11 protein-coding genes are annotated in these 13513 nt (G+C 52.7%); 6 read left to right on the forward strand and 5 right to left on the reverse strand.

Annotated features, from left to right (window positions below; translation table 11 throughout):
- Positions 1-124: 124 nt before the first annotated feature.
- Both ACO0LI_RS06655 and ACO0LI_RS06660 read right to left on the reverse strand, forming a co-directional pair.
- Positions 125-1519 (reverse strand): MATE family efflux transporter, encoded by a 1395-nt coding sequence (locus ACO0LI_RS06655; RefSeq protein ID WP_423031804.1) that lies wholly within the window; start codon positions 1517-1519, stop codon positions 125-127.
- 166 nt (positions 1520-1685) lie between these two features.
- Positions 1686-3371, reverse strand: a complete 1686-nt coding sequence (locus ACO0LI_RS06660) for an SgrR family transcriptional regulator (protein WP_423031806.1) — start codon at positions 3369-3371, stop codon at positions 1686-1688.
- Between the two features lie 138 nt (positions 3372-3509).
- Between ACO0LI_RS06660 and ACO0LI_RS06665 the strand changes: the two genes are divergently transcribed.
- From ACO0LI_RS06665 to ACO0LI_RS06685, 5 genes are all read left to right on the forward strand, one after another.
- Positions 3510-4859: an MFS transporter gene (locus ACO0LI_RS06665; protein WP_423031808.1), complete on the forward strand. Its 1350-nt coding sequence runs from the start codon at positions 3510-3512 to the stop codon at positions 4857-4859.
- A 191-nt stretch (positions 4860-5050) separates the two neighbouring features.
- Positions 5051-5971 (forward strand): SPFH domain-containing protein, encoded by a 921-nt coding sequence (locus tag ACO0LI_RS06670; protein WP_232063103.1) that lies wholly within the window; start codon positions 5051-5053, stop codon positions 5969-5971.
- Between the two features lie 19 nt (positions 5972-5990).
- Positions 5991-6446 carry a hypothetical protein gene (locus ACO0LI_RS06675; protein WP_422950277.1) on the forward strand — a complete coding sequence of 152 codons (456 nt, stop codon included), beginning with the start codon at positions 5991-5993 and terminating at the stop codon, positions 6444-6446.
- Complete coding sequence (locus ACO0LI_RS06680) at positions 6446-6649, forward strand: hypothetical protein (RefSeq protein ID WP_423031810.1); 204 nt, start codon at positions 6446-6448, stop codon at positions 6647-6649. The genes ACO0LI_RS06675 and ACO0LI_RS06680 overlap by 1 nt, the downstream gene beginning before the upstream one ends.
- Before the next feature lie 74 nt (positions 6650-6723).
- Positions 6724-7329, forward strand: a complete 606-nt coding sequence (locus tag ACO0LI_RS06685) for an ACP phosphodiesterase (RefSeq protein ID WP_422950279.1) — start codon at positions 6724-6726, stop codon at positions 7327-7329.
- 11 nt (positions 7330-7340) lie between these two features.
- Here the strand turns inward: ACO0LI_RS06685 and ACO0LI_RS06690 are convergent, their stop codons facing one another.
- From ACO0LI_RS06690 to uvrA, 3 genes are all read right to left on the reverse strand, one after another.
- A complete protein-coding gene (locus ACO0LI_RS06690; RefSeq protein ID WP_422950280.1) occupies positions 7341-8444 on the reverse strand; it encodes a patatin-like phospholipase family protein in 1104 nt (367 codons plus the stop codon).
- A complete protein-coding gene (gene pth / locus ACO0LI_RS06695; RefSeq protein ID WP_162043524.1) occupies positions 8441-9013 on the reverse strand; it encodes an aminoacyl-tRNA hydrolase in 573 nt (190 codons plus the stop codon). Before pth ends, ACO0LI_RS06690 begins: the two co-directional genes overlap by 4 nt.
- A gap of 177 nt (positions 9014-9190) precedes the next feature.
- Positions 9191-12130 carry an excinuclease ABC subunit UvrA gene (gene uvrA / locus ACO0LI_RS06700; RefSeq protein ID WP_423031812.1) on the reverse strand — a complete coding sequence of 980 codons (2940 nt, stop codon included), beginning with the start codon at positions 12128-12130 and terminating at the stop codon, positions 9191-9193.
- Positions 12131-12319: 189 nt separating this feature from the next.
- On the opposite strand from uvrA, the gene ACO0LI_RS06705 reads away from it, so the two are divergent.
- Positions 12320-13504, forward strand: a complete 1185-nt coding sequence (locus ACO0LI_RS06705; protein ID WP_423031947.1) for an MFS transporter — start codon at positions 12320-12322, stop codon at positions 13502-13504.
- Positions 13505-13513: the final 9 nt, after the last annotated feature.

Below are 13513 nucleotides of genomic sequence, written 5' to 3' on the forward strand. Positions count from 1 at the left end.
TCTGGCCTGAATTGCCAAAAATCTTGCTGATAAATACAGCAGTTATCCGGTTAATAGCGGGTCTTAAGTAGTCAAATTGATAGCTTGAGCTTCTTTTTTATGAATTTCCTCAAAAAAACTGATGTCAGGCAACAGCACCAGGCAAGCCAGCTGCCTGCCGTATCCTGCGTTCACTGAGTTTATGCAACAAACCAGTCAGCATGAATCCAGCGATTGTCAGACCGAGTACCAGGCCTATCCAGAAACCGCGTGCTGCCATCGGTTGCTCAGGGTGCCATGGCAACCAGGCCGGTGCCAACCCCAGCACGCAGCCTATCGGCAGCGCAAAGCCATAAAAGGCCATCAGGTGTATCAGCATCGGTGTGCGCGTGACTTTATAGCCGCGTATGGCGCAGGATGCCGTGACTTGTGCAGCATCAGACAACTGGAAGATCGCCGCATACAGCAGCAATTCGGATGCCATGGCCTGCACCTCCGGATCAGAGGTATAGGCTGCCGCCACCAGATCGCGGAAGATCATGATGCCCAATGCTGATATGACGGCAAAACTGGTCGATAGCGCATAACCTGTCCAGGAGATAAAGCGTGCCCGTTCCGGGTCGCCTTCACCCAGGGTTTGCCCGACACGCGTAGTCAGGGCAATGCCCAGGCTTAATGGCACCATGAACACCAGTGATGAAAAATTCAGGGCGATCTGGTTGGCTGATACCGGCACCACGCCAAAGCGGGCAATCAGCAAACCGACAGCGCCAAAGGCCGACACTTCAGCAAAATAGGTAACACCTATCGGCAGGCCCAGGCGCAGGGTAGAGCGAATTTCTGTCCAGTTAGGGCCTTCATAATGGCTGAAGGGAAAAGTCTCTTTGTAGGCTTCAGCGCGACGCATCCAGAATATCATCGCACCCAGCATCAACCACAGGCCCATGCCGGTAGCCATGGCACAGCCGGTAGAACCCAGCTTGGGGAAACCCAGATGGCCGTAAATAAACAGCCAGTTGATGATGATATTAAAAGCCAGACCACCGAGCGCAATCACCATGACTGGCTTGGTCTGGTTCAGGCTGGTGGTGTATCCATACAGGGCGCGGTACATCGCAAAAGCGGGCATGCCCAGGCTGATGACATGGACAAACTCTGAAGCCTTGGCATTGATGGCCGGGTCCAGTTGCAGGTAATTGAACACCAGCGTGGCGATATTCAACAATACACAGCCAACCAGGCCTACGCCCAGACCCAGCCACAAAGCCTGACGCACCATGTGCGGCACACGCTCATGGTTTTCTGCGCCGACTTCATGGGCGATGACGGTGTTCACCGCCATCATGATGCCCATTACGCTGACCAGGATAATTACCCAAACGTTTGCACCCAGTGACACTGCAGCCAGATCGTTCGCACTCAGGTGGCCGGTCATGGCGACGTCGGCCACACTCATGCCTACGGTGGCCAATTGTCCTATCAGGACAGGCCAGGCAATGGTCCAGAGGGCGGCGGCTTCAGTGCGGATGCGGGTTTTCATGCTGTACAAACAAAGGGTAGCTGGATCAGCATCTTACCGTAGAAAGCAGTTACCCCGCTATGGCTGGACTTTCATATGCACTATATACACGATGGGTACGATGGGCACGACAGTCATTACCGGCACTGCAGGCACTCTCAAAGCCTGCTTAGCTTACTTAGCCCGCTTAGCGCCGCAACCACAGTTCATTGAAAGACACAAAACCAAACGGCGTCATCCTCACGCCCGCTACATGCGGGGCGATACTGATTTGCTGGTTTTCATGCGAGATGGGGATCATCCAGCCTTCTTTGACGAGTCGTCTCCCTATGCGTGCATAAGCCAGCATGCGGCGTTTGCTGTCTGCCAGTTCCTTGATTTTCATCAAGTCAGCATCCAGCGGCTTCAGAGCACTGGCATGCATCCAGCGGCGGAATACGCTGTCGGCAACAAACCATTCATAGCAACCAAAATCCTGGTCATCATGCATGACTTCGCGCGTGACGACGAGGTCAGCATCTTTCATCCATTCACGTGCCAGCAGTTGGTCATAGGGCAGGCTGGTCCAGCTGACGGTCATACCACCTGCTTCCAGCCTTTGCTTTACCGCTTGCGCCAGACTCAGCATTTCAGGCGTCTGGCCACTGACCATGCGCAGTTTGCAACCGATCTTGAAATTGCAGCATTTCGTTTTTTTGGCGACACGGTGCTTCCAGATTGCCAGTAGGCCTGAGGCTGGTTTCCTGCTACGTTCTTCTGGATCAAACAGGGTTTCTGGTGCTAGCCAGTCTGCCAGTGCCAGCCTTTGTTCGGCAGTTTTAAAAAAGCTGCGCGAAGAATTACAGATGATGTAAGTACAACCGGATTCTGCCCCGGCGATGGTTTGTTTTTTTGAACAATCCTGGTTTGCATAACCAAACTGCAAATCAAATCCCGATGGGCCGGATGGCGGTGGCAACATCCACAAATCTATTTCGTCAAGCAAAGGGCGTTCACGGTAATAATCCTTGAAAGCCTGCAAGGTCAGTTGGTAGGTATTGTTGCGTATCACGCGAAATGCACCACTGCCAACCGGGAAGCGCGCAAAGTCAGGTGCCCGCTGACGCGGCACGATGGAAGAGTTGGCCGTGGCCAGGCAATTTGGCCACAACTGGTCAGGATGTTCGAGATAAAAGCTCACGCGCTGGCTGGGGCCAGTTTCCACATATTGCAGATGACGGTACAGCCGCTGATAAATCGCTGACTCATCACGCAGGCGCAAGAAGCTGGCCTTGACATCTTCTGTGCTTAGTTCAGCGCCATCATGAAAACTCAATCCTGGCCGCAGCCAGAAATGCCAGATGCTGCCATTCTTTTCGCTTTCCCAATGATGGGCGATGTCCGGCCGCAAAGCATTTTGCTCATGGTCAAAAGTCGTCAGGCGCGAAAAAATCTGCCGCACCAGATGTGCTTCCAGACGGCCATAGACTTTTAAAGGGTCCAGGCTTTCTACCGTACGAAACAAGGGCATGCGCAAGCTGCGGCAGGCACTGTCAGGCATACCCAGATAATCAGGCAGGCGCGTTGCCAGTTGCTGACGCTGGCTGTCGTCAAGGCTGGCAAAAGCCTGTTCCAGATCACCGCGGGCCAGATACTGCGACAGATGATCAAGCGCCAGGTTATCCGGGGTTTGCAAAAGTTCAAGCTGTGAATGATTGCCGCGCCCGCGTCCCGCCTGCCAATCCAGCCAGCCGCGCTGCTGCATTTTCGCCAACAGGTTGCGCATATTGCGCTCGCTGCAATGCATGGCCAGTGCCAACGCTGGCAGGCCGGGTTGTTGTTCATGATGCTGCAGAAAGGCATGCAGTTTGCGGTATTGATCGAGCAGTTTCATGCCAGATAGTGTAAGCCTTCGCCAGGCTCATAAAAGGGGAAAAATTTTTTATTATTATATCCATTTTTCCTTTCTGCTTTTTTTACCATACTGTCAAACATCAGCACCCGCTTGCTTTGGTATGCACAGAAAAGGAAGATGATGACCCGCTTTCCCGCCGCCGTGATACGGCTTTTATTCAGCTCTTTTGTGTTTGTCATGGGGCGTGCAGTTGCCTTGCCATTCATGGCCTTGTACCTCTACGAGCATCTCGGTATTAACCAGCAAACCATAGGCTGGGTCCTGGGTGGAAGTATTTTTTCTTCGACCTTGTTCAGCCTGTATGCCGGTTATCTGGCAGACCGGCTCAGCAAGAATTTGTTGATGAAACTGGCAGGCATCGTCGTCGCTGTAAGCACGGCCACGCTGACGATAGTGCCGAATGCATGGACTGCGTTGTTCGCCCTGATGTGCATAGAGTCAGCACTGACCTTGCGCGGTATTTCCCTGAAAGCCACACTGGCTGATCTGTTACCGCCTGATCAAAGACCAAAGGCGTTTTCCCTGAACTATACCCTGATCAATGTGGCGTTTGCCCTTGGTCCGGTGCTGGGTGCCTGGCTGTTTGCCATCAAGGTTTCTGGTCCTTTATGGATGGCCGCAGTTTTCTCGCTCCTGGCTTCACAAGTGCTGGGTAAACCTGCTGTGGCACTCAATACAGGGGCAGCAAGCAGATCCAGTCCTGCCGGTTTCAGGGCAACCATGCGCGTGCTGAGAAGTGATCGCCGCCTCATCCTGTTTTCCATGGGCAGTGTACTCACGTCCTTTGTGTTTGGCCGCTTTGTCTCGGGTTATCTGTCGCAATACCTGATGGTCAGCCAGGGCACGCAGGCGACCGCGCAATTGCTGCCATTTATCCTCATCACCAATGCGGTAACTGTGGTGGCTCTGCAATATCCGGTAGGTAAGCTGATGCAGCAAAAATACCTGTTCCGCTGGGTCAGCCTCGGCGCTACTTTGTATGCCGTGGGTTTGCTGGGTTTTATGCATGCTGGCAGTGCCATGAGCTGGGTAGTGGCAACTCTGGTCTTTACCATGGGCGAGGTCATCGTCATTCCCTGCGAATATATGTTCATCGACATGATCGCCCCCGCCGACAAGCGCGGCAGTTATTACGGGGCACAGAGCCTGGCCATGTTTGGCGCGGCCCTCAATCCTGTGATTTGCGGTTACCTGCTCGCGCATTTTCATAGTGATGTCATGTTCTGGGTCTTGATCTCGGCGGCCATGCTGGGCGTGTTGATGTATTTTGCCGGTACCCGCAGCAAGCCGGTTGAAGAGCATCGCGCTGAGAGCGAGGCGGCTGCAGAGTCTGCACCACAGCCGACAACAGAGCCTGCAATACAGCATGCCACCGTCTCTTGCAAGTCCAGGACTTGCCTGTCAGTGCTGGCGGCGAGCAGGCAACTTGCTGGTAATCGCGTGAAAAACTTGTTTCCTTTGTCCTGAGCTTCAATACTGAGACTGTCACTGTAAATTTTTACGAACCTTGAAAGGCTATTCGCAATGAGTAGCCTTTTTTGCATTGTGCGTCGGTTTCATGTTGCCAGGTTCATTTTCAATCCGTTCTTGACAATTCCATACCTGCGCACTAAAGTGATATCACTTTGATTTCAAAGTGCCATCTATCAGGAGAAAGTATGAGTACTACCTCAGTGTCGGCGACTGGTAAAAAATTAATACAAGAACGTTCACTTACCTCGCTGGACGGTTATTTCATGATCATTGTCGGCCTGCTGTTTGTTGCAGGCGGTGCCTATAGTTTTATTGACCTCGTTGGTGCAGGGCAGCCCAGCCTGGCTGGTGTGTTGATGCGGCTGGCCGCCGTGGTGCTGGGTATTTTCATCCTCACCGGCCTGTACATGTTGCAACCGAATGAAGCAGCCTTGCTGTCCTTGTTTGGTCAATACAAGGGTACAGACCGCAGTGAAGGCCTGCGCTGGGTTAATCCTTTCTATTCAAAACGCAAGCTCAGCCTGCGTGCCCGCACACTTAATACTGCGCCGCTGAAAGTGAATGACAAGCGTGGCAATCCTGTGGAAATTGGTGCGGCCATCATCTGGCGTGTGCAAGATACGGCACTGGCGATTTACAATGTCGATGATTTTGAACGGTTTGTGAATATCCAGTCTGAAGCGGCGATACGCCACCTGGCAACCCAGTATGCCTATGACGATGGTGAAGACCTGGCTGAAGGCGAGACCACATTGCGCGCAGGTATGGATGTCGTCGCCGGTGCCATGCGTGACGAATTGCACAAGCGCTTTACCGCAGCCGGCATTGATGTAGAAGACGCCAAGCTCACGCACCTGGCTTATGCCGCAGAAATTGCCCAGGTCATGTTGCGCCGCCAGCAGGCAGAAGCCATCATCAGCGCCCGTAAAAAAATCGTGCACGGTGCAGTCAGCATGGTGGAAGCTGCTTTGCAAGGTCTGTCAGAACGCAAGATATGCGAGCTCGATGATGAAAGAAAGGCGGCCATGGTCAGTAATCTGCTGGTGGTGCTGTGCTCGGATAAAGAGACCCAGCCCGTCATCAATACCGGCACTTTATACAATTAATTTGTAGCGAGATAAGAAAATGGAACATCCAGTCTATGTGGAAAAACAGTGGATGAAGTTGTTGTGGATTATCCTGCCTGTCAGTACCGTGCTCTTACTCGCGGTGCAAATGATATACCTGGGGCCAGGAATGCCCGGCATCAAACTGGCTTTACCGCTGGTGAGCCTGCTGTTACTGGTTTTACTCGGTGCTTTAACCGTAAGCGTTGATGCAAGTTATCTGCGTTGGCATTTTGGTCTGATTGGTTTTCCTTCCTGGAAAATTGCCCTGTCGGATATTGCTTATGTAGAAGCCACCACGACCAGCATGATGGAAGGTTATGGCATCAGATTCACAAGCAAGGGCATGTTATATAACGCCACTGGCAATACCGCCATACTGGTGGTTTTGCGCAATGGCAAGGCACTGCGCCTGGGCACGCAAGACCCCCAGCGCCTGCTCAGTTATATCACTCCACGATTGAATGCCAGCTAATGGCCAGCCCAGGAAAAAAATCCTTCCCCCTGCGTATCGATCCCTTGTTGTGGAACGAGATCGAACGCATGGCGGCACAAGAGCTGCGCAGTGCCAATGCCCAGGTTGAGTATTTGCTCAGGCAGGCACTAAAACAGCAAGGGCGGCATGTACCCACAAGTAAAGCAATGGCTGAAAAAGATGACAGTCAGGCAGAAGAGTAAAGCGAAAGAATAAGGGAAAGGAAATTCGAGCATCGCAGCAGGCAAATGCAAAGCCCGCTATACTTGTTTTACGTATGAATTACCTCGCCCACATCTACCTGGCCCAGCATAGCGATAAAGCCATGCTGGGAGCCTTGCTCGGTGACTTTGTCAAACTCAAGGACACCGCGCTCTATCATCCTGAAATCCAGGCTGATATACAAATCCACAGGCAAGTCGATAGCTATACCGACAGCCATCCCATCGTCTTGCAGGCCAAAGCCTTGTTCCAGGACCAGCACCGCCGTTATGCGGGCATTTTGCTGGATATTTTTTATGACCATGTGCTGAGCCAGCATTGGCCGCAAGGCAGCCCGGCTCCACGCCAGGAATTGATACAGCGTTTTTACAGTGCCCTGCAAGCACAATCAAAAATAGTCTTGCCTGATAATCTGCAGGCAGCCTTGCCGCGCATGCTGAGCCAGGATTGGCTGGGTTCTTATCATGAATTTGATGGCGTCAGAATTGCTGTCGAACGCACTTCGCAAAGATTGTCAAAGAATGGAGATTTGTTGCGTGCGGGCCTGGGGGATTTGCTGAGCAATTACGATGTATTGAGCAAAGGCTTTCTAGAGTTTTTTCCTGAACTTGTTCAATATGTGGCTGAGCAGCGCGAGCAAAAATTATCTTTACCAGCTTAAAAATAAAAAAATTAAAAATTCAGAGCCTGTACCAGATCAAGATTTGGTTTTTCTACAAACGCCGCAAAATCATCACGCATGCGCCCGCTTTCACTGATCGCCAGCTTCCAGTTCTGGATGCGGAAATCGTGATTCAACCCGTAGTAAAAAAAATCTTTTCTATCCGGCAGCTTGCCGCGTGTCAGCGTCTTCAGGAAAGAAGGTGATGGTGACACCATGATCACATTATCCAGCCATTGACGGTTAACGCCTGTGCCAGCCCTGCGCCAGGGTATGGGCTTGTCCAGCCAGCCGGGCACGATGTGATCGGTAAAGTGTGGATAGAGCACCAGGTCACCATCCTTGCTGCCTGCCACACGTGAATAGGGCAGGGCCAGGTGGTAATCGATGATACCGCCATCCCAGTAAGTGCCCACCGGTGCATGCGGGATATGCGAGACCGGTTCCATGATCAGCGGCAGGGTGCCGGAGGCCAGCAGCGACCAGCCGAGGTTGTCCGTTTTCAGCGGGCAAAAGTGGGTATCAAACCCATCAAATTTCGCCTTCAGCCAGAACAGCGGGTCACGGGTATCGCCAACAATCACGCGGTCCATATGCCTTGCCAGGCGTGAGCGCGACGCCAGATTGGCAAAGGTCGCCGCCACAAAACCAGCCTTGGCCTTGCTCACCGATTGCGGTGCTGTCAGCAAGCCGCGCCCCCGCACTGCCAGCAAATGCAATCTATGCAAAGGCTGGTTAACAACCTCTGCCTCATGACCGCCAATAAAGTCATGCAAGAGATTCTGGATTTCGCGCGTTACATATTGCGCAGAAGGTTTTTCAGGGTAACGCTGCTCGCAATACAAATCACCGAGACGCTGGAAAGCTGCCACCGGGTCAGTATGGCTGGCCGCTGCCATGCGCCAGGCACCGATAGATGCACCGATCAATGTGCGTTCACGCGGTGCAGTTGGCAGCCATTCACCAAATATCCATTGATCCAGAGCCTGCAATATCAAACCCTTGGGGCCACCCGCTGCCGCCGGGATGATGGCCACATCCTGCGCGCGCAAGCCGTGCTCACGCAAGTGAGCGTAGGCTTTGCGGCCAGCATGGATTTGTATTGCTGAACTCATTTTGTTGTATGGAGTTGCATCATCGCTTCAGGGAATTTGCCTTCAACCAGCAAGGGTAGCACAGCCAGGCTATTGGCGATCGCTTCGTCTATCGGTCCCTGTTCTTCCTTGCGTGGCCTGTGCAGGACAAAGTCCGCCACGCCCTGGGTTAAATTCAGGCTGCGCGGGTGGCCTATGCCTATGCGCAAACGCCAGTAATCCTGAGTGCCCAGGGCCGCAGTAATATCCTTGAGGCCATTGTGCCCGCCAGATGAACCACCAAGTTTGAGCTTGGCAATGCCAGGCATGATATCAAGCTCATCATGCACGACCAGCACCTGGTCAGGCGTGATCTTGTAGAAGCGGCAGATCGCGCCTACCGATTGCCCCGAGCGGTTCATAAAGGTCTGTGGCTCGAGCAGCCACACTTCCTGGTTGGCGATGCGCGTCTTGCCGACCAGGGCATTGAAATTCTTGTCCCTTTGCAGGCTGGCTGGTAATTGATCTACCAGCCAGAAACCGGCATTGTGACGGGTTTGTTCATATTCAGGGCCGGGGTTACCCAGGCCAACGATCAGGCGTATTGTCATTGCTAAGCAGGTATCTTGTAGTTATTGCAGAACTGATGTGCTGCGGATTGAGGGCTATTATAACCAAGCCTAAAGTGTCGTCATTAAAATGAGCACTTGGACGTTACCCTTCGCAACACAAATAGAAAAAGGCGCTATTTCCTTTGCAGGAACAGCGCCTCAAATCAGTTCATTCGTTTATTTTGATTTCTTCAGCAGTGGTGCCAGATACTTGCCCGTCACACTCTCAGGATTGGCCGCCACTTCTTCTGGCGTACCTGTAGCAATAATCTTGCCGCCACCAGCACCACCTTCAGGGCCAAGATCAATCAGCCAGTCAGCCGTTTTGATGACATCCAGATTATGCTCGATGATGACTACCGTATTACCCTGGTCACGCAACCTGTGTATGACCTTCAACAGCAGGGCGATATCATGGAAGTGCAAGCCAGTGGTTGGCTCATCCAGGATGTACAGCGTGCGGCCGGTATCGCGCTTGGATAATTCCAGCGACAGCTTGACGCGCTGCGCCTCGCCACCTGACAGGGTAGTGGCACTTTGCCCCAGGCGTATATAACCCAGGCCCACGTCCAGCAGGGTTTGCAATTTGCGTGCAATGATAGGGACAACCTTGAAGAATTCAAATGCATCTTCCACCGTCATGCCCAGCACTTCATTGATGTTCTTGCCCTTGTAATGTACTTCCAGGGTTTCGCGGTTATAACGCTTGCCGTGGCAGACATCGCAAGGCACATACACGTCAGGCAAGAAATGCATCTCTACCTTGATGACGCCATCGCCCTGGCAAGCTTCACAGCGCCCGCCCTTGACGTTGAAAGAGAAACGGCCTGCGCTATAGCCACGTTCCTTGGCTGTTGGCACAGTCGCGAACAGGTCACGGATAGGCGTGAACAGGCCAGTATAAGTGGCAGGGTTGGAACGTGGTGTACGACCTATCGGTGCCTGGTCGACAGAAATCACTTTATCAAAATGCTCAAGACCACTGACATGATCAAACGTTGCCGGTTCAGTTTGTGAGCCATACAGGTGACGCGCAGCGACATGGTAGAGCGTGTCATTCACCAGCGTCGATTTGCCTGAACCAGAAACACCGGTTACGCAAGTCAGCAAGCCCACTGGCAATTTCATCGAGACTTTTTTCAGGTTATTGCCACGCGCACCGGCAATCAGCAATTGCTTGGACGGGTCTGCTTTCGTACGCTTCTTCGGCACGGCAATTTCCAGTGCGCCACTCAGGTATTGCGCAGTCAGCGAACGTTTGTTGTCCATGATATCTGCCAGCGTACCCTGGGCGATAATTTCACCACCGTGTACACCTGCACCTATACCCATATCGACTACAAAGTCGGCGCAGCGTATCGCATCTTCATCATGCTCGACCACCAGCACGCTATTGCCGATATCGCGCAAATGCTTGAGCGTATCGATAAGCCTGTCATTGTCGCGCTGATGCAGGCCGATAGATGGTTCATCCAGTACATACATGACACCAGTCAGGCCAGAACCAATTTGCGATGCCAGGCGTATGCGCTGGGCTTCGCCACCAGAGAGAGTATCGGCACTACGTTCCAGTGACAGATAATCGAGACCGACGTTATTCAGGAAAGTCAGGCGCGCCGTGATTTCCTTGATGATGCGGTCAGCGATGTCGCGCTTGGAACCTGTGAGTTTCAGGTGTTCAAAGAAATGCAGGGTTTCGCGCAAAGGCATGGCGCTGATATCGTAAATCGCCTTCTCCTGCTTGCCTGTACCCACCTTGACATAACGCGCTTCTATACGCAGGCGTGCGCCATCGCAAGACGGGCATTGCTTTTCATTGATGAACTTGGCCAGCTCTTCCTTGACGGCCATGGAATCAGTTTCGCGATAACGGCGTTGCAGATTCGTGACCACGCCTTCAAAGCTGTGTTCCTTGATGACGGTACGGCCTTTTTCATTGATATAGGTAAACGGTATCTGCTGTTTGCCTGAGCCATACAAAATGATTTGCTGTGCTGACTCAGGCAATTGCTCATATGGCGTATCAATATCAAATTCATAGTATGCCGCCAGGTTGGACAGCATCTGGAAGTAGAACTGATTACGCCTGTCCCAGCCCTTGACTGCACCACTGGCCAGTGACAAATTAGGGAATGCCACGATACGCTTGGGATCAAAAAATTCTATATGCCCCAGACCATCACATTCAGGGCAGGCCCCCATGGGATTATTGAAAGAGAACAGGCGCGGTTCCAGCTCTTGCAATGAATAACCGCAGATAGGGCAGGCAAATTTGTTCGAGAATAATTGCTCATGATTGCTGTCCATATCCACAATCAGGGCACGGCCATTTGCCAGGCGCAAACAAGTCTCGAAAGATTCTGCCAGGCGCTGCTTGATGTCGGCCTTGACCTTGACGCGGTCTATGACCACATCTATCGTATGCTTCTCGGTCTTCTTCAGCTTGGGCAGATTATCGACCTCATAAATCTTCGCTTCATGCGTGCCACTCTGTACGCGAAAACGTATAAAGCCCTGGGCCTGCATCTGCTCAAACAAATCCATGTGTTCACCCTTGCGGTTGGCAACCACAGGCGCGAGTATCATGAGTTTGGTATCGTCAGGCATGGCCAGCACGGCATCCACCATTTGCGAGACAGATTGCGCAGCCAGCGGGTTTTCAGGATGATCAGGGCAATACGGTGTACCCACGCGCGCATACAGCAGACGCAGGTAATCATGGATCTCGGTGACCGTGCCAACAGTGGAACGCGGATTATGCGAGGTGGCTTTTTGCTCGATGGAGATGGCCGGTGACAAACCCTCGATCAGATCAACATCCGGTTTTTCCATCAACTGCAAAAACTGGCGCGCATAGGCTGACAGCGATTCTACATAACGGCGCTGGCCTTCTGCATACAGGGTATCAAAAGCCAGTGAAGACTTGCCCGAACCAGACAGACCGGTGATCACCACCAGCTTATTGCGCGGCAAGTCTATGCTGATATTTTTCAAGTTGTGGGTACGGGCGCCGCGTACGCGTATCAATTCACGTTTTTGTGCCAATTGAACATCACTGGCATCAAAGTCGATTTCTGCCGGTTTGGGCGCTTTTGCTGCTTTTGTGCGTGTCGTCATAGTCTCTGTGCTGAATTTGGGCCGAATTGGGGGAAGTAGGCGTGCAACCTGATACTATAACGGGTTTTGAAAATCACTGCGGGCTCGTCTTTGCTTTGCCTAATCTAAATCGACCAGACGAGCTTTTTGAATATGACTATTGCAACACCTTCCGACGCATCCGCACTGAGTGAGCAAGAGCCTGCCGGCATGAGCCGCGAGGAAATCAGCTCCAGTGCCTCCCTCGCTTCCATCTTTGCCCTGCGCATGCTGGGTCTGTTCCTCATCCTGCCGGTATTTGCCATTCATGCCAAAACCCTGCCTGATGGCGACAACGCCAGCCTGGTCGGCCTCGCCATGGGCATGTATGGCCTGAGCCAGGCGTTCGGGCAAATCCCGTTCGGCATAGCGTCAGACAAATTTGGCCGCAAGCGCATCATCGTCATTGGCCTCTTGCTGTTCGCGATTGGCGCTTTTGTTGCCGCATCTGCAACGACAGTAGTTGGCGTCATTATCGGTCGTGGCATACAGGGCGCAGGTGCGATCTCCGCCGCCATCACCGCCCTGATTGCCGATACAACCCGAGAAGAGCACCGCACCAAGGCCATGGCCATGGTAGGCGGCTCCATAGGCCTGACCTTTGCATTTTCCCTGGTGGCAGCACCCTTGCTGTATCAAAGCATAGGCATGAGTGGCATCTTTGCCATGACCGGTGTCTTGTCACTGGTAGGTATTGCCGTTGTCTTGTTCATCACGCCAGAAGCACCAGCGATACGCCACAAGCCCGTGCCCCTGTCCGTGGTCTTGAAGAACACTGAGCTCATGCGCCTCAATTACGGCGTGTTTGCCCTGCACCTGACGCAAATGGCCATGTTCGTCGTCGTGCCAGCAGCGCTGGTGCAATATGCCGACCTGCCGGTTGCTGCGCACTGGAAAGTCTATTTGCCTGTGATGTTCGCTTCTTTCATCGCCATGCTGCCAGCAATTTTCATCGGCGAGAAATTTGGCAAGATGAAACAGGTCTTTGTTGCCGCAATCGCACTTTTGCTGGTGGTTGAGCTTGGTCTATGGCAATACTTGCAATCTCCAGCCATGCTGGTAGGCTTGCTGTTTGCATTTTTTATTGCCTTCAATATCCTGGAGGCATGCCAGCCATCCCTGGTATCACGCATCGCCCCACCAGCCGCCAAAGGTGCGGCGCTCGGTGTGTACAACACCTTGCAGGCCCTGGGCCTGTTCTGTGGCGGTTTGCTGGGGGGATGGATTAAACAGAATATGGCATCAAACTCGGTTTTCATCGTAAGTGCAGTGCTGACAGCGGTCTGGCTTATAATCGCTATCAATATGCCCAACATCCCCAAGCGCAGCAAAACTGTGCTTGCGGTCAAGGCATAAATTAATTTG

It is taken from the genome of Undibacterium sp. Tian12W, assembly GCF_049339405.1.
Lineage (GTDB): Bacteria > Pseudomonadota > Gammaproteobacteria > Burkholderiales > Burkholderiaceae_D > Undibacterium.

What these genes read in the sequence shown, in the direction of transcription:
- ACO0LI_RS06655 (WP_423031804.1), bottom strand. Translation starts at nt 1,519, where the DNA reads ATGAAAACCCGCATCCGCACTGAAGCCGCCGCCCTCTGGACCATTGCC.
- ACO0LI_RS06660 (WP_423031806.1), bottom strand. Translation starts at nt 3,371, where the DNA reads ATGAAACTGCTCGATCAATACCGCAAACTGCATGCCTTTCTGCAGCAT.
- ACO0LI_RS06685 (WP_422950279.1), top strand. Translation starts at nt 6,724, where the DNA reads ATGAATTACCTCGCCCACATCTACCTGGCCCAGCATAGCGATAAAGCC.
- ACO0LI_RS06665 (WP_423031808.1), top strand. Translation starts at nt 3,510, where the DNA reads ATGATGACCCGCTTTCCCGCCGCCGTGATACGGCTTTTATTCAGCTCT.
- pth (WP_162043524.1), bottom strand. Translation starts at nt 9,013, where the DNA reads ATGACAATACGCCTGATCGTTGGCCTGGGTAACCCCGGCCCTGAATAT.
- ACO0LI_RS06705 (WP_423031947.1), top strand. Translation starts at nt 12,320, where the DNA reads ATGAGCCGCGAGGAAATCAGCTCCAGTGCCTCCCTCGCTTCCATCTTT.
- ACO0LI_RS06690 (WP_422950280.1), bottom strand. Translation starts at nt 8,444, where the DNA reads ATGAGTTCAGCAATACAAATCCATGCTGGCCGCAAAGCCTACGCTCAC.
- uvrA (WP_423031812.1), bottom strand. Translation starts at nt 12,130, where the DNA reads ATGACGACACGCACAAAAGCAGCAAAAGCGCCCAAACCGGCAGAAATC.
- ACO0LI_RS06670 (WP_232063103.1), top strand. Translation starts at nt 5,051, where the DNA reads ATGAGTACTACCTCAGTGTCGGCGACTGGTAAAAAATTAATACAAGAA.
- ACO0LI_RS06675 (WP_422950277.1), top strand. Translation starts at nt 5,991, where the DNA reads ATGGAACATCCAGTCTATGTGGAAAAACAGTGGATGAAGTTGTTGTGG.
- ACO0LI_RS06680 (WP_423031810.1), top strand. Translation starts at nt 6,446, where the DNA reads ATGGCCAGCCCAGGAAAAAAATCCTTCCCCCTGCGTATCGATCCCTTG.